The following is a 16,949-nucleotide window of genomic DNA, read 5'->3' as shown; positions in this document are numbered from 1 at the left end:
ATATCCGTCAGGATATGACCGAATAATGATATAAAAATCTGAAAAAGAAACTGGAGGAATCAGAAATGGCTAAGGAAATCAAATACGGCGTAGAGGCCAGAAAAGCACTGGAAGCTGGAGTTAATAAGCTTGCGGATACCGTAAGAGTAACAATCGGACCAAAGGGAAGAAACGTAGTACTGGATAAGCAGTACGGCGCACCCCTTATCACAAATGATGGTGTGACCATCGCAAAAGAGATCGAGCTTGAGGATCCGTTTGAGAACATGGGCGCTCAGCTGGTAAGAGAGGTAGCGACCAAGACCAATGATGTAGCAGGTGATGGTACAACCACCGCAACGGTTCTGGCACAGGCTATGATTCATGAAGGCATGAAGAACCTGGCGGCAGGCGCAAACCCGATTGTCCTGAGAAAGGGTATGAAGAAAGCAACAGACGCGGCAGTAGAGGCGATCAAAGAGATGAGCAGCCCGGTTACCGGAAAGCATCAGATCGCGAGAGTTGCAGCAGTTTCCTCTGGAGACGAAGAAGTTGGCAACATGGTTGCTGACGCTATGGAAAAGGTGACCAACGACGGTGTTATCACTATCGAGGAGTCCAAGACCATGAAGACTGAGCTGGACCTGGTAGAAGGTATGCAGTTCGACAGAGGATATATTTCCGCATACATGGCAACGGATATGGAGAAAATGGAAGCAGTTCTGGATAATCCGTATATCCTGATTACCGATAAGAAGATCTCCACCACACAGGAAATCCTTCCGTTGCTGGAGCAGATCGTACAGTGCGGCAGAAAGCTCCTGATTATTGCAGAGGACATCGAGGGCGAAGCTCTGACCACTTTGGTTATGAACAAGCTGCGTGGAACCTTCACCGTTGTAGGTGTAAAAGCACCGGGTTACGGCGACAGAAGAAAAGAGATGCTGCGTGATATCGCTATTCTGACAGGCGCAAATGTAATCTCCGAGGAGCTTGGCCGTGAACTTAAGGATGCAAAACTCGAGGATCTTGGTACAGCCAAATCTGTTAAGATTCAGAAAGAGAATACTATCATCGCTGAGGGCGCAGGCTCCAAGGAAGATATCCAGCAGAGAATCGCACAGATTCGTGCGCAGATCGAGGAGACCAAGTCCGACTTCGACCGTGAGAAGCTGCAGGAGAGACTTGCAAAGCTGGCTGGCGGCGTAGCAGTTATCCGTGTCGGCGCTGCAACCGAGACTGAGATGAAGGAAGCAAAGCTTCGTATGGAGGATGCTCTGGCAGCAACCAAGGCAGCTGTAGAGGAAGGTATCATCGGCGGCGGCGGATCCGCATATATCCATGCAACCAAGAAGGTAGCAAAGCTGCTTGATACAGTAGAGGGCGATGAGAAGACCGGTGTAAAGGTTATCCTGAAAGCACTGGAAGCGCCGCTGTTCCATATTTCCGCAAACGCAGGACTGGAAGGCGCAGTTATCATCAACAAGGTAAGAGAGAGCGAGCCGGGAATCGGCTTCGACGCACTGCATGAAGAGTATGTGAACATGGTAGAAGCAGGAATTCTTGATCCTGCAAAGGTAACAAGAAGCGCACTGCAGAACGCAACCAGCGTAGCAGCTACCTTCCTGACAACCGAGAGCTGTGTAGCAAATATCAAAGAAGAGACACCCGCAATGCCCGCAGGCGGCGGAATGGGCGGAATGATGTAACACATCAGCAGGAAACCAAGCGCCCGGCATAGCCGGGCATTTGGTTTCATCAGATGTGTTAATGAGAAAACCACGTAAGTGGTTTTCGAATATAAGCCCAAGGAAGAAAAACAAGCACCCCCGCGGCAGGATTTATCCTGCCGCGGGGGTGCTTGTTTTCTCCCGGGGTCAATATCCCCCCTTGCATCCTCCCCCAAACCATGCTATACTCTACTAGGAAACTGAACAACAAGCATAGGGGTGCTGGCGGAAGCCGGCTGAGATTTGGACTGAGGCTGTCCATGACCCGTAAAACCTGTTGGATAATGCCATCGTAGGGAGTAGATTTTTAAAAGATATGCGATAAATCCGCCCGGCGTAGGCCGGGCGTTTTTTTGCGCAAAAACCTCTTGCGGCACAGTTTAACACATACTATTAGGAGGAACTGTAACATGACAACAAAGAAATGGGAATTGAAGGACATCATCATGATGGCGATTTTGGGAGTCGTATTTTCAGCCATTTACCTGGCTGTTTTTGACGGAGGCGTTGTGCTTTCTACCGTACTTGCCCCGACCGGACTTTCCAACTTCGCGTTTGAAATCATCTATGGCGTATGGTTCATGGCTGCCACACTGGCTGCTTACATCATCCGTAAGCCGGGCGTAGCTCTGGTGGCAGAAGTACTGGCTTCCGTAGTAGAGCTTCTGATGGGCAATTCCGGCGGCGTAACCGTTGTATTGACCGGACTGATTCAGGGCGCAGGTGCAGAGCTTGCATTCGCTTTATTCCGTTATAAGAAATGGGATCTGGCGAGCATGTCCCTGGCAAGTGTATTTTCCGCTGCCTTCATTTTCTGTTATGAGCTTTACTATCTGAACTACATTGCGCTGGCACCGAGCCTTCTGATTGCGCAGCTGGCAGTCCGTTTCGTAAGCGCCATCGTATTCTCCGGCGTGATCTGCAAGCTGGCTGGCGACGGACTGGCAAAGACCGGTGTGGTAAAGAGCTATGCCATCGGCGCGAAAGCAAAGAGCGGAAAGGTATATGACGAGGAGGACTAAAAAATGGATAAGTTAAAGGTCGTTCTGGACTGGTTCCCGAATACAAATCACACAGGCTATCTGCTGGCGCAGAAGCGCGGTTGGTTCAAAGAGGCCGATCTGGATGTGGAGATCTTCGGTGAGGTACATGGCGAGATGGAGCTCCACGGCGGAGATTTTGTCTGCGGACCGGAGATTGCTATGCTGGAGTGCCGGGAGCGGGGTATTAACCTGACCGGTATTGCGGTTATGACCCAGAAATGTGATTCCGGTATCGTCTCCCTGAAGGAGGCGGGCATCACCCGCCCCAGAGAGCTGGAGGGCAAGCGTCTGACTCACTGGACCCCAGCCTGGTTCCACGCAGCGATTCGTCGCGTGGTAGAAGCAGACGGCGGCGACTACGATAAGATTAATCTGGTAAATCTGGATGTAGGCGATATCGTAGCCACCCTGGGCAATGTGGCGGACGCTACCTGGGTTTATGAGAATTGGGAAAATCAGGTGCTGCTTGAGGCAGGAAAAGAGATTAACTACTTTAACCTGGGCGATGTGGATCCCATCTTTGATTTCTGCGCGCCGGCCATGGCGGCTTCCGAGAAAATCTTACGTGAAAAGCCGGATGCAGTGCGTCGTTTCCTGAAGGTCCTGGATCGGGCATACCGTGAGGTGGCTGCGCATCCGGAAGAAACCGTTATGGAAGTACGTGATATGCTGCCTGCAGACGCTACGGAGTCTCTGCTTATCCGCAGTCAGAAGCATCTGGCTCCGATTTTGCTTGACAAGGAAGGCCGGTGGGGCAGAATCGACGCCCAGAGATGGAACCGTATGGCGGATTTCCTGGTGGAGTGCGGCGTGATTTCCGGAAGAACCGAGAAGGAATTTACCAACGAGTATTTTGAAGCATGAGTATAAAAGTCGAACATCTGGAATTTACCTATTTTGAAGACAGAAAGAATATTCTCTGTGATTTAAGTGCGGAATTTGATGCCGGTGAGATTACCATTCTCACCGGCGCTTCCGGGTGTGGCAAATCCACCCTGCTCTATCTGGCAGCGGGCATCTACCCTCACAGCGCCGGGATTTTGCGCTCCGGCAGCGTCAGCGTAGAAGGAGTACGTCCGGACAGTCTGACGGCATCGAAGCGCTGCGCCCTGGTGGGCATGATGTTCCAGAATCCGGAGCTGCAGTTCTGCATGGATACAGTGGAGCATGAGCTTTTGTTCTGCCTGGAAAATATCTGCACGCCCCGGGAAGAGATGATGGAGAAAGTAGACGGAGCGCTGGCTTTCTGTGAGATATCACACCTGAAAAAGCGGACGCTTCACAGCCTGTCCGGCGGCGAACGTCAGAAGGTTATGCTGGCCTGCCTGACCCTGCTGTCACCCAAATGGCTCCTGCTTGACGAGCCTTTTGCCAATATTGATGACGCTTCCGCCCGGATGATTGCGGGCAAATTAAAAGAACTGAACCGGACGAAGGGCATCGGCATTCTGGCGGTGGATCACCGGCTGGAGAACTGGCTTGGTATCGCGGATAAAGTGCGGGTTATGGAAAATGGTGTATTGCGGCCGGAAATCATGGATGTAAATACACTGGACGGGGCGCTTTTGAAGGAGCTTGGCGTGATTGTACCGGGCGAGGCCTATGAGACAAAGCTTCCGGAAGCGCAGTCAGGCGACGTGGTGCTGCGGTTAGAGCATCTGGCACTCAGACATGGAAATAACCATATTTTTACAGATATAAATGCCGAATTTCGTTCCGGCTGCATCTATGCCATTGTGGGTGAGAGCGGCTGTGGAAAGAGCAGTCTCTTCGGCGCACTGTCCGGCCTCTATTCCTATCAGGGACAGGCGTTGCTGGAAGGCCGGGAGCTTCGAAAGCTCCGGAAACAGGATTGGGGTAAAATCGGTTTCGTCACCCAGAATCCCCAGGATCAGTTTGTAAGCGATACGGTGAAAGAGGAGATTCTGGTGGGTCTGAAAAAGCGGGAGGACGCGGAGATGAAAACGGAGGAAATCCTGCGCGGCATCAAGCTCTGGCGATATCGGGATATCTCTCCCTATATGCTGAGCCAGGGGCAGCAGCGCAGACTTGGCGTGGCGGCCCTGATGGCCTATCCCTGTAAGGTGCTGGTCTGCGATGAACCTACCTACGCCCAGGACCGCAATAACACAAAGGCGATCATGGATGCCCTGTGCCGACAGGCCAGAGAGCATGGTGTGGCCCTGATTTTCTCCACCCACGACCGGCAGCTGGCAAAGGATTATGCAGATGAGATACTGGAACTGAAGGGAGGCAGACTATGCGTACACTGAATCCGGCAATGAAATTTGTGACGCTGTTGTGCGTGACCTTTGTACTGGCCTTCCGCTACAATCCAGTGCTGAATCTGGTGGTGTTCGTCCTCTGCATGGCAGCTCTGCTGGTGTCAAAGGTTCGCCTGAAGACCCTGGGACTTCTGATGCTGCCCATTTTGCTGGCAGCTACGGGGATGTTCTTTACCGGCTACCGGTTTTCGGCTGACGCGTCCATGCCGGTGGCGGCGGCAGACTTTCTGATCAGCGATTCCCGGGTCTGGAACGGGGTGGCTCAGGCGAGCCGGGTGTTGGCCTATGCGGGCGTAGGTTTCCTGTTTACTCTGACCACGGATCGGATTTTGATGGTCAAGTCCTTTGAAAAGCAGTTTCATTTGCCGCAGGTCTGGGCCTACGGCCTTCTGGCAGCCTGGGGCGTATTTCCACAGGCGGTACAGGAATATAAGCGGACCAGGGCGGCGTTTCGGGCGAGGGGATTGAAGGTGTTCCCGATATCCCCGGCGCTTTTGAAGCCTTTGCTGGTGAAATCCGTCCGTTGGTCCGAGGAGCTTTCCATTGCCATGGAGTCCAAGGGCTTTTCGGGAGAGGAGAAGCGGACCGAATACATGCAGGTGCGGGTACATGCCCGGGACTGGCTGTTCCTGATTTTATGTGTGGGTCTGACAATTGTCTGCTCTACGTAGAACAATACGTGTCCGCCCGGTAAAGACATATGTGTAAAGCTGGAAGCATTTATCGGAAAGAAAAGGGTACAGTGATTAAAAAAACTTATGAGTCAAAAAAAGCTGTTTTCCGACAGCTTTTTTTGTATTCTTTTTTCTTCTGTAATGTATTGACAATTCAGAATCTTTTCGCTAAGATAAGTTATCAATAACCGTCGCACACGGACACAAATGAATAGAAGAACAATGACTTGAGAGGAGAGAATAAAATGGGTAAGATTATTGGAGAAAGCATTACCTTTGACGATGTACTTCTGGTACCGTCCTATTCCGAGGTGATTCCGAATCAGGTGGATCTGACCACACATCTGACGAAAACCATCAAGCTGAACATTCCGATGATGAGTGCCAGCATGGATACCGTTACCGAGCATCGCATGGCGATCGCTATGGCAAGACAGGGTGGTATCGGAATTATCCATAAGAATATGTCTATCGAAAAGCAGGCAGAGGAAGTGGATAAGGTAAAGCGCTCTGAAAACGGCGTTATCACCGACCCGTTTTATTTATCCCCGGAGCATACCCTGGCAGATGCCAACGAGCTGATGGCCAAGTTCCGCATCTCCGGCGTGCCGATCACCGAGGGCCGGAAGCTGGTAGGTATCATCACCAACCGCGATCTGAAGTTTGAGACTGATTTTTCCAAGAAAATCAAGGATTCCATGACCTCGGAGGGACTGGTTACCGCAAAGGAAGGTATTACCCTGGAGGAAGCCAAGGCGATCCTGGCCAAGGCAAGAAAAGAGAAGCTGCCCATCGTTGACGACGATTTCAATTTAAAGGGCTTAATCACCATCAAGGATATTGAAAAGCAGATCAAGTATCCGAATTCCGCCAAGGACGCGAAGGGAAGACTGCTCTGCGGCGCAGGCGTAGGTATCACCAGCAATGTGCTGGAGCGTGTGGACGCCCTAGTAAAGGCGCAGGTAGACGTAATCGTGCTGGATTCCTCCCATGGACATTCTGCCAACGTTATCCGCTGCCTGAAGATGATCAAGGAAGCATATCCGGAACTGCCGCTGATCGCAGGCAATATCGCTACCGGCGAAGCTGCAAAGGATCTGATTGAAGCAGGAGCAGACGCAGTGAAGGTTGGCATCGGACCGGGCTCCATCTGTACCACCCGTGTGGTATCCGGTATCGGCGTACCGCAGATCAGCGCGATTATGGACTGCTACGAGGTAGCGAAGGAGTATGGCGTCCCGGTTATCGCCGACGGCGGTATCAAATACTCCGGAGATATTACTAAGGCCATTGCCGCAGGCGCCAATGTCTGCATGATGGGAAGCATGTTCGCAGGCTGCGATGAGGCTCCCGGCGAGTTCGAGCTGTTCCAGGGAAGAAAATACAAGGTATACCGTGGCATGGGCTCTATCTCCGCTATGGAGAACGGCAGCAAGGATCGCTATTTCCAGGAGGGAGCAAAGAAGCTGGTTCCCGAAGGTGTAGAGGGCCGTGTGGCATACAAGGGAAGCGTGGAGGACACTATTTTCCAGATGCTGGGCGGACTTCGTTCCGGTATGGGACTCTGCGGAACACCGACCATCGAGGAATTGAAGCAGAGAGGACGCTTTATTAAGATTACCGCGGCGTCCCTGAAGGAGAGCCATCCTCACGATATTCATATCACCAAAGAGGCTCCGAACTACAGCACTGAGTCATAAAAAGCGGATATATAGAGAAAGCTTAAAAATAATTTTCAGGGAAAAGCTGGCATTTCATGTCAGCTTTTCTTTTTCTCTGTGGGGATTGCGCGGAGTTTTGAAAAAATTTTCAGGCTATTCATAAAAAATTAAGTATTTGTTGTAGTAAAATGTAAACAGATTGCGTTATAGTAAATGTAACATGATTTCGGGAGGAAGCTGCGCATGCTGATGTACCTGTCCATACTGGACACCCAGGACGAAAAAGAAAAATTTACAGAGGTCTATGAGCAGTATCAGCATTTCTGCTGGTATGTGGCCAACCAGATGCTGGGCGACGATCATCTGGCGGAGGACGCCGTACAGGAGACCTTTCTGGCACTGACCAGACATTTGGACAAGATCGAGGTTGTCGAGAGTTCCAAAACCCGAAAGTTTCTGATGACGATTGTGAAAAGCAAGGCCATTGACATTCTGCGCAAGCAAAAGGGCGAGCTGTCCATGGAAGAACTGGAATACGAGATTCCAACCGGCGAGCCGGACGCTCTAAGCCAGTACATAACCCGGGAAAATTATAACGCCATCGTATCCAGCGTTTTGGAGTTGGAGGAGAACTACCGGGTGATTTTCGAATACAAGTATGTACACGGGCTTTCGGACCGGGAAATTGGTGATTTGCTGGGGATTTCTTCCAAAACCGTCAACGTGCGGTACTACCGGGCACGGAAAAAACTTCAGTTCATGCTGACGAAGGAGGGAGCAGGCAGTGCGGGACGATAAGAAGAGAGAAGAAATGGAAAAAGAACTGCTTGCGGAAGCCTTCGATGAATGTATGGATGAACAGTTAAGCTTTATTCCGTCGGAGCGGGAAATCGCGCGCATGCACCGGTATTCCGAAGATTTTCAGCAAAACATGCAGGAGCTCCTGGATGCGGGCGGTAAGCCGAAGCGGAAGAAAAACACCATTACGCAGCGGGAATTTGTCTACAGCTTCAATAAGATTGCGGCTTGTATCCTGGCGGTTTTGGTGGTGAGCGGCGTCTGCACCGGTCTGTTTTTGGCAGGCGGAAAAAAGAGCAGCGGGACAGCTGATACGGCAGCTCCGGAGACAGCATCCATCATGGAAGACAGCGTCGAAGAGGCGGCGGATGAAGGCGTGGAAACAGAGGGCGAAAGCGCAGAGAACACAGCAGCGGCGTCCGCTGCAGGGAAAGAAAACGCGCCGGAGAAAATCACCTTCGCGGGTCATGACATCTACCTGACCCAGGAACAGAATGTGACTGCCGAGACCGAGAGTGTAAAGACTCTGGTATCCAGCCCGGTGATCGCGCGGGACGCAGAAGTGGTAAAAGTCACAATTGGTAACATCAGCGAGACACCCATTTCCTATAACGCCAATATGGAATTACAGGTACAAAAAGACGGCGCCTGGTACGTGGTGACCAGAAACAGCGAGCCTGTGGGGCAGCAGGACACTACCGTGGTCCTGGAGCCCGGTATGGCCCAGGATGAAGAACTGGATCTGACCGACTATGATCTGGATTATGACGCAGACGCCTACCGGATCATCACGTATGTAGACGGCGAGCCCTTCAGTGCCGGATTCCGATTCGAGAGCGTAGAACAGGGATTGGAGGAAGCTCTGGAGGAAAATAAATGAAAAAGAGAGTATGGATCATGGCCATTTTGATGGCAGGCACACTGGCAGCGGGTTGCGGCGGAGCATCCAAAGATACCATGAGTGCTGCCAGCGTAACGGAAGAAACCAGCGCGGACTACGGCGCATATGAAAATGAGGCCTGGGACGGCGTGGCGGAAGACGGCGCAGTCACCGCCGAATCCGGCATCGAGATACCGACAAACACCAGCCAGAAGCTGATCAAAACCGTCACCCTGAACATGGAAACCAGAGAATTCGAGACAGTACTTTCCGGTATCCAGGCCAAAGTTACCGAGACCGGCGGATACACGGAAACATCTGAGGTAAACGGAAGCAGCTACTACGGAAGAGGCAACCGCTCCGCCTGGTTGACCTTACGCATTCCCGCCGACAAACTGGACACCTTCGTCACCACTGTCAGCGGCCTGGGCAACGTCACCAGCAAAAGCGAAAGTGTCGAAGACATCACCCTGCAGTACGTAGACACCGAAAGTCACAAAAAAGCCCTGGAAACCGAACAGGGCCGTCTGCTGACCCTCATGGAACAGGCCGAAAGCATGGACGACATCATCAAAATCGAAACCCGCCTGTCCGAAATCCGTTACGAACTGCAAACCTATGAAACCACTCTACGCACCTACGACAACCAGGTCTCCTACAGCACTGTCAACATCGATCTCTACGAAGTAGACCGTGAAAGCGCCCCGGAAAAGCAAAGCTTCGTAAGCGAACTAAAAACCCGCCTGACCGATAATATCTACCACATCAGCCGAGGCCTCCGAAGCTTCGCCATCTGGTTCGCCGCATCTCTCCCCTACTTCGCGATCTTCGCGGCAGCGGCCTTTATTGTTATAAAGATCGTGCGGAAAATCGTCTGGAAAAAGCCAATTTTCCATAAAAAAGAAGAGCCCACCGATCCGACATCAAAAGAGTAGAACCAAACCACGCCCGCCCTGTCTCTCAACAGAGAGCGGGCGGGCTCTGCTGTACAAAACCGGGCGAAGGGCATTCACAACCAGACCCGGGCGGGAGAAAACTTTTCCAACATTGCCCTGTTTCTCAGGGCATCCAGGGATACCCGTAGGGTGTTCCTAAGGAGGGCCTATCTGCGCCCGAGCGTGGAAAATTTCTCCCGCCCGGGTCGTCCGTCTCCATGACTCAAGCCGTCCACAACGATTCCCTCTTCCCTGTCCTCACAAAATCTGTTATAATAATCATAATTGGCAAAATTTCGTGATTTTTTCAAAAATCCCCAAAATTTGATAAAAAGGGAGGACCCACACCCCATGAAAACCCTGGACACCTCATTCCGATATCCCATAAAAACAGGCTCCTACCACCGCCCCGGCATCGAACGCCAGGGAGCGTGGATAAGCTTCACGGCTGCTGTTCCAGCAGAAAAGGACTGCGCCTTGCTCCTGTATAAAAAAGGAAGCCCGGAAGCCGAGATCGAGATCCCCATGGAATACAGCACCCGCTACGGCGACCTGCGTTCCGTCGAAATAGAAAAGCTTCCCATAGAAAAATACGAATATAACTACCGCATTGCAGGCACCATCGTGACAGACTCCTACGCCCGCCGTATCTCCGGACGCAAAACCTGGGGACAGGCGCCGGCAGGAGAGGCTGCTTTGCGCGGCTGTATCATATCCGATGAGTTTGACTGGGAGGGTGACGAGCCTCTGCAGATCCCCTATACCGATGTGATTGCCTATGCCACCCATGTGCGCGGCTTCACGAAACATCCCACATCCGGCGTCCGTGCCAAAGGCACCTTCGCAGGCGTGCGGGAAAAAATCCCCTATCTGAAGGCGCTTGGCATCAATCAGCTGGAACTGATGCCGGTCTATGAGTTCGCGGAAGTGGAGGCCTGGGACGAAAAACGGCCAGCTATCCGTCGGGGCAGATCCGACGAACCCCTGATGAACTACTGGGGCTACACCGACAGCTATTATTTTGCGCCGAAGGCCTCTTACGCGGCTTCCAATGACCCGGTGCGGGAATTAAAAACGCTGGTAAAGGAGCTGCATAAAAACGGCATTGAGCTGGTGCTGGAATTCTATTTCCCAAAAGCCATGCAGACTGCCCGGGTACTGGACTGCATCCGCTACTGGGTACTGGAATACCACATAGACGGAGTTCACGTAAATCGGGATCATACGCCGGTGGAGGCACTGGCCCAGGAGCCGCTTCTCAGCCACACGAAAATCATGTCCGAGGGCTTCGGACTGGAAGAGATTTACGACGGGCGTACTGTTCCGGGTTTCCGCAATCTGGCAGAATATAACGACGGTTTTATGATGGATATCCGTCGTTTCCTGAAGGGCGACGAGGGCATGATCCCGGCTTTTATCTGGAGAGAACGGAAAAATCCGGAGCGTCATGCGGTCATGAACTATCTGGCAGGCCATAACGGATTTACCCTGATGGACGCGGTGTCCTACGATGAGAAGCACAACGAGGCCAACGGCGAGGATAACCGGGACGGTACCGACTACAACTATAGCTGGAACTGCGGCGAGGAAGGACCGAGCCGGAAGAAAAAGACCCTGGAGCTTCGTTCCAGACAGCTTCGTAACGCCTTGGTGATGCTGTATCTCGGTCAGGGCGTTCCGGTGCTGTACGGCGGCGACGAACACGGCAACAGTCAGTTAGGCAATAACAACGTTTACTGTCAGGACAATGAACTGTCCTGGATCAAATGGAAACCGGGCAAGGCCTGGGAATACCTGGAAGAATATGTGCGACGCCTCATTTCCTTCCGAAAGGATCATCCGGTCTTTCATCAGGACGCGGAGCTTCGGCAGACTGATTACCTGTCCTGCGGCCATCCGGATGTGTCCTATCATGGAAAACGGGCATGGCTGGGCGATTTTGAAAATTACAGCAGGAGCGTGGGAATTCTCTACGCAGGCGAGTATGTGTCGGCGAACTCAGAAGGAAAGGAGCATGACGATTCCTTCTACGTGGCCTACAATATGCACTGGATTCCCCATGAATTCGCACTTCCGAAGCTGCCGGGCAAACAGGTCTGGACCATTGCCCTGGATACGGGAATCGAAGGTACAGATGGGATCCATGCGGAGGGCAGCGAAGAGCTCCTTACAGATCAGCGCACTGTGACCGTTTCAGAGCGGACCATACTGGTGTTGCGGGGACAGACAAGGCGGAAAGAGAAAAAAGAGCAGAAGGAACAGAAAAAACAGGCAGGAGCAGAGGCAGAATGAAAGCTTGGAACCATTTTTGCACCATTACAGAACATAAAATCATGGTCATGCGGCATTGCTTCAAGATAGGGCTGTACCGGCAGGGACTGCTGCACGACATGTCCAAATATACGCCCACGGAATTTATACCGGGCTGTAAATACTATCAGGGCTACAGAAGCCCCAATAATGCCGAGCGGGAGGACAAGGGCTATTCAGCGGCCTGGCTTCACCATAAGGGCCGCAACAAGCACCATTACGAGTACTGGATTGATTACAGCGTAGGTCCGGTGAAGGGCATGACCGGCATGAAGATGCCCAACCGCTATGTGGCCGAAATGATGATGGATCGCATGGCTGCGTCCAAAATCTACAATAAGGGTCATTATGATCAGCATGAGTCTCTGAAATATTATGAAAAGGGAAAAGATTCCTATATGATTCACGATGAGACCCGGGCACTTCTGGAGCATCTGCTTCACCTGCTGGACGAGCAGGGCGAGGAGGCGCTGTTCGCTTACATGCGCGCCAACATTGTAGGTAAGAAGGAGTATCCGAAGATTCCTCCCAGACCCTGGCAACTGGCAGGCGACGGTCATTACGTTTCGGACGTGGAACTTCTGCGGCTTCAGAAGGAGCAGGAGAAGGCGTCCGGAAAATAAAAAAGGAAATGGGGAACCGGTGCAGAATATTATAAATAGAGGAAAACTGATAACCATGCAGTACAGCATCATAAAGAGGTGAATGTATGACTATACGCGAAAGCACGGAACAGTGGGAGAGCGATTATTTAAGTCCGTATGCTTCTCTGAGTAAGAATTCCAGAGGGCGGGATTGGTATGAGCCACCCTGTGATATCCGGCCAGTCTATCAGAGAGACCGGGATCGGATTTTGCACTGCAAGTCCTTTCGTCGTCTGAAGCATAAGACGCAGGTTTTCCTGACGCCCCGGGGCGACCATTATCGTACCCGTCTGACCCACACCCTGGAGGTTTCCCAGATAGCCAGAACCATGGCAAAGGCCCTGCGTCTCAATGAGGATCTGACCGAAGCTGTCGCCCTGGGTCACGATCTGGGACATACGCCTTTCGGACACGCAGGTGAGAGGGTCTTAAATGACCTTTGCAGCGCAGGCTTCGCTCATTATGAGCAGAGTGTCCGCGTGGTGGAAAAACTGGAAAAAAGCGGGAAAGGCCTGAATCTGACCTGGGAGGTGCGTGACGGCATCCGAAATCACCGGACCAGCGGCCATCCGTCTACCCTGGAGGGCAAGCTGGTACGTTTTTCCGATAAAATTGCCTATATCAATCACGATATTGACGACGCCATCCGCGCCGGGATTCTGGAGGAGACAGATATTCCAAAAGAATACCGGGATATTTTGGGCAGCACGACGCGGGAGCGACTGAACACGCTTGTACACGACGTCATTTCCCAGAGCATGGAAAAGCCGGACATCTGTATGTCCGCAGAGGTGGAGGGAGCCATGCACGCGCTCCGCAGCTTCATGTTCAGCAATGTGTATACGAATCCCATCGCCAAGGGCGAGGAGGTTAAGGCACGGAATATGCTGGAGGGACTGTTTTCCTATTATACGGAGCATCCGGAGGAGCTTTCGGATGAGTTCAAGGCCATGCTGGCCAGTGGCCGGGATCCACTGGAGATCGTGGTGTGCGATTACATATCCGGCATGACAGACCAGTACGCGATTTATAAGTTTGAAGAATACTTTGTTCCAAAAGCATGGAACGCATAGGTGGCAGAATAGATGTATTATGCAGAAGAATTGATCGAAGAGGTGCGCTCGCGGAATGACATCGTAGATGTGATTTCCGGGTACGTGCGGCTTCAGCGGAAGGGATCCAGCTATTTCGGACTCTGCCCCTTTCACAGTGAGAAGTCCCCGTCCTTTTCGGTGTCGCCGGGCAAGCAGATGTATTATTGCTTCGGCTGCGGCGCAGGCGGCAATGTCTTTACATTTTTAATGGAATATGAAAATTATACTTTTCCCGAGGCGGTGAAGGTATTGGCTGACCGGAGCGGCGTGGATCTGCCGGAGGTGGAATACTCCGAGGAGGCCAGACTTCAGGCGGACTTAAAGAGCCGGCTTCTGGAGATTCAGAAAAAAGCGGCGAAATACTACTACTATCAGCTCCGGCAGCCCAAGGGTCGGGTGGGGTATGAGTATCTGAAAAATCGGGCGCTTACGGATGAGACCATTCAAAAATTCGGACTGGGCTATTCTGGGCAGCAGACGAAGGAATTGTACCAGTACCTGAAGCATGAGGGGTATTCGGACGCCCTCTTGAAGGAGTCGGGGCTGTTCAGCATGGACGAGCGCAGCGGCGTCTATGACAAGTTCTGGAACCGGGTTATGTTCCCGATTATGGACGCCAATCATCGGGTCATCGGCTTCGGAGGCCGTGTCATGGGCGACGCGAAGCCCAAGTATCTGAACTCGCCGGAGACAAAGATTTTCGATAAGAGCAGGAACCTGTATGGGCTGAATTTTGCCCGCAGCTCCCGGAAAGGAAACCTGATTATCTGTGAAGGCTATATGGATGTGATAGCCCTTCATCAGGCAGGCTTCAGCCAGGCGGTGGCGTCCCTGGGAACGGCGCTGACCACCCAGCAGGCGATTCTCATGAAACGCTACGCCGACGAGGTGCTGGTGACCTACGACAGCGACGAGGCCGGAACCAAAGCGGCTCTCCGGGCGATCCCGATTCTGAAGGAAGCGGGACTGACCATGCGGGTCATCAATATGAAGCCCTACAAGGATCCGGATGAATTTATCAAAAATATGGGGCGCGAAGCCTTTCAGCAGCGTATCGACGAGGCTCAGAGCAGCTTCCTCTTTGAGGTGGAGGTGCTGGAGCGTCAGTACAACTTAAAGGATCCGGCCCAGAAGACGGCATTTTTTGATGAAACCTCGAAGAAGCTTTTGGGTTTTTCCGATGAAATCGAGCGTAATAATTATATCGAGGCCATAGCGGCCAAATACGGCACCGGCTACGAGGCCCTGCGGCGGAAAGTTAACCAGCTGGGTCTATCCTTAGGCGGACAGGCTCCGTCGCCGCGCCCCCGGGACGTATCGTCCGCTAAAAAAGAAAAGGACGAGGGAACGGCGGCGTCCCAGAAGCTATTGCTTACCTGGATGATTTCCGATGAGCAGTATTCCCGGGTTATAAGGCGTTACATCCGTCCGGAAGATTTCAGCGTGCCACTGTACGCTGAGATTGCGCGGATGCTGTATGAGCAGCAGGATCAACAGGGGAAATTAAACCCCGCCGGAATTTTAAGCCGTTTTGAAAACGCGGAGGAGCAGCGGGAGGCCGCAGCTGTATTCAACGCCCAGTTAAAGCAGGTGGAGACCAGAGAGGAGAATGAAAAAGCCCTGCAGGAGACCATTTACAAAATCCGGCAGGAAGCATTGAACCGCAGAGGAAAAGAGCTTGCGCCCACCGATATGGCGGGACTGCAAAAGCTTATACAGGAGCGGCGGGAGCTTCAGAAACTGCATATTTCACTGGATTAAGGATAAAATACTAACAAGTTATGGAAGGATGGAACAACATGGAAGAAAACGCAGCAAAGTTTGAGGAGAAATTAAAAGAGCTTCTGGTAATGGCGAAGAAGAAAAAGAATATTCTGGAGTACCAGGAGATCAGCGACTTCTTTGCGGAGTTTGATCTGGATCCGGATCATATGGAGAAAATCCTGGAGTATCTGGAGGCCAATAATATCGATGTGCTTCGGATTACCGGCGATGGGGACGAGCCCGACGACGCCCTGCTTCTGGCAGAGGATGACGACGACATGGACGTGGAGCAGTTAGACCTCTCCATTCCCGACGGCGTCAGCATCGAGGACCCGGTTCGTATGTATCTGAAGGAGATCGGTAAGGTTCCCCTTCTGAGCGCAGACGAGGAGATTGAACTGGCAAAGCGTATGGAAGAAGGCGACGAGGACGCGAAGAAGCGTCTGGCCGAGGCCAATCTTCGACTGGTAGTCAGCATAGCGAAGCGCTACGTGGGCCGCGGTATGCTCTTCCTGGATCTGATTCAGGAAGGAAACTTAGGACTTATCAAGGCGGTAGAGAAGTTCGATTACCGAAAAGGATATAAATTCAGTACCTATGCTACCTGGTGGATTCGTCAGGCTATCACAAGAGCCATTGCCGATCAGGCACGGACCATCCGTATTCCGGTGCATATGGTGGAGACCATCAACAAGCTGATCCGCGTGTCCCGTCAGCTGCTGCAGGAGCTGGGACGTGAACCTACTCCGGAGGAGATCGCGGCAGAGATGAAGCTGCCGGTGGAGCGTGTGCGTGAAATTCTGAAGATTTCCCAGGAGCCGGTTTCCTTGGAGACGCCTATCGGTGAGGAGGAGGACAGCCATCTGGGCGATTTCATTCAGGACGACAATGTACCGGTCCCGGCGGACGCTGCGGCATTTACCCTGCTGAAAGAGCAGTTGGTAGAGGTTTTAAGCACCTTGACAGACCGGGAGCAGAAGGTTCTGCGCCTGCGTTTCGGTCTCGATGATGGGCGTGCCCGGACACTGGAAGAAGTTGGAAAGGAATTTAACGTAACCCGTGAGCGAATCCGTCAGATTGAGGCGAAAGCACTTCGGAAGCTGCGTCATCCGAGCCGCAGCCGGAAGCTCAAGGATTACCTGGACTAGGAAA

Annotated in this window: 13 protein-coding genes and 1 pseudogene; all 14 read left to right on the top strand. The window is 52.3% G+C overall.

The window, feature by feature from the left end:
* Positions 1 to 65 precede the first annotated feature (65 nt).
* The 14 genes and pseudogenes from groL to rpoD all read left to right on the top strand — a co-directional run bounded on the left by groL (position 66) and on the right by rpoD (position 16,945).
* Positions 66 to 1,688: a chaperonin GroEL gene (gene groL / locus WMO29_RS10165; RefSeq protein WP_178039275.1), complete on the top strand. Its 1,623-nt coding sequence runs from the start codon at positions 66 to 68 to the stop codon at positions 1,686 to 1,688.
* A gap of 431 nt (positions 1,689 to 2,119) precedes the next feature.
* The gene (locus WMO29_RS10160; protein WP_178040174.1) at positions 2,120 to 2,731 is read left to right on the top strand and encodes an ECF transporter S component; all 612 of its coding nucleotides are present in this window, start codon (positions 2,120 to 2,122) and stop codon (positions 2,729 to 2,731) included.
* Between the two features lie 3 nt (positions 2,732 to 2,734).
* Complete coding sequence (locus tag WMO29_RS10155; RefSeq protein ID WP_349164692.1) at positions 2,735 to 3,616, top strand: ABC transporter substrate-binding protein; 882 nt, start codon at positions 2,735 to 2,737, stop codon at positions 3,614 to 3,616.
* Positions 3,613 to 5,025, top strand: a complete 1,413-nt coding sequence (locus tag WMO29_RS10150) for an ABC transporter ATP-binding protein (RefSeq protein WP_349164691.1) — start codon at positions 3,613 to 3,615, stop codon at positions 5,023 to 5,025. The genes WMO29_RS10155 and WMO29_RS10150 overlap by 4 nt, the downstream gene beginning before the upstream one ends.
* Positions 5,013 to 5,708 carry an energy-coupling factor transporter transmembrane component T family protein gene (locus WMO29_RS10145; RefSeq protein ID WP_349164690.1) on the top strand — a complete coding sequence of 232 codons (696 nt, stop codon included), beginning with the start codon at positions 5,013 to 5,015 and terminating at the stop codon, positions 5,706 to 5,708. The genes WMO29_RS10150 and WMO29_RS10145 overlap by 13 nt, the downstream gene beginning before the upstream one ends.
* A gap of 248 nt (positions 5,709 to 5,956) precedes the next feature.
* Entirely contained in the window at positions 5,957 to 7,411 is a 1,455-nt protein-coding gene (gene guaB, locus WMO29_RS10140; protein ID WP_178040178.1) for an IMP dehydrogenase, read from the top strand.
* Between the two features lie 204 nt (positions 7,412 to 7,615).
* Complete coding sequence (locus WMO29_RS10135) at positions 7,616 to 8,170, top strand: sigma-70 family RNA polymerase sigma factor (RefSeq protein ID WP_178040179.1); 555 nt, start codon at positions 7,616 to 7,618, stop codon at positions 8,168 to 8,170.
* Positions 8,157 to 9,050, top strand: a complete 894-nt coding sequence (locus WMO29_RS10130) for an immunoglobulin-like domain-containing protein (RefSeq protein ID WP_349164689.1) — start codon at positions 8,157 to 8,159, stop codon at positions 9,048 to 9,050. Before WMO29_RS10135 ends, WMO29_RS10130 begins: the two co-directional genes overlap by 14 nt.
* Complete coding sequence (locus tag WMO29_RS10125) at positions 9,047 to 9,985, top strand: DUF4349 domain-containing protein (RefSeq protein WP_349164688.1); 939 nt, start codon at positions 9,047 to 9,049, stop codon at positions 9,983 to 9,985. Before WMO29_RS10130 ends, WMO29_RS10125 begins: the two co-directional genes overlap by 4 nt.
* 351 nt (positions 9,986 to 10,336) lie before the next feature.
* Positions 10,337 to 12,277, top strand: a complete 1,941-nt coding sequence (locus WMO29_RS10120) for an alpha-amylase family glycosyl hydrolase (RefSeq protein ID WP_349164687.1) — start codon at positions 10,337 to 10,339, stop codon at positions 12,275 to 12,277.
* A pseudogene (locus WMO29_RS10115) lies at positions 12,274 to 12,804 on the top strand (DUF5662 family protein); the annotation flags it as partial. The gene WMO29_RS10120 and the pseudogene WMO29_RS10115, both read left to right, overlap by 4 nt.
* A gap of 200 nt (positions 12,805 to 13,004) precedes the next feature.
* On the top strand, positions 13,005 to 14,012 hold the full coding sequence (locus WMO29_RS10110; protein WP_349164686.1) for a deoxyguanosinetriphosphate triphosphohydrolase: 1,008 nt from the start codon (positions 13,005 to 13,007) through the stop codon (positions 14,010 to 14,012).
* Positions 14,013 to 14,024: 12 nt separating this feature from the next.
* Complete coding sequence (gene dnaG, locus WMO29_RS10105; RefSeq protein WP_349164685.1) at positions 14,025 to 15,794, top strand: DNA primase; 1,770 nt, start codon at positions 14,025 to 14,027, stop codon at positions 15,792 to 15,794.
* Between the two features lie 38 nt (positions 15,795 to 15,832).
* Positions 15,833 to 16,945 (top strand): RNA polymerase sigma factor RpoD, encoded by a 1,113-nt coding sequence (rpoD, locus tag WMO29_RS10100; RefSeq protein ID WP_178040185.1) that lies wholly within the window; start codon positions 15,833 to 15,835, stop codon positions 16,943 to 16,945.
* The last annotated feature ends 4 nt before the right edge of the window (positions 16,946 to 16,949 follow it).

Origin of the sequence: Laedolimicola intestinihominis, from assembly GCF_040096155.1 — a bacterium.
GTDB classification, from domain to species: domain Bacteria; phylum Bacillota; class Clostridia; order Lachnospirales; family Lachnospiraceae; genus Laedolimicola; species Laedolimicola intestinihominis.
Note: the sequence above shows the minus strand (reverse complement) of the source record. Positions and strands in the feature narration are given on the sequence as shown.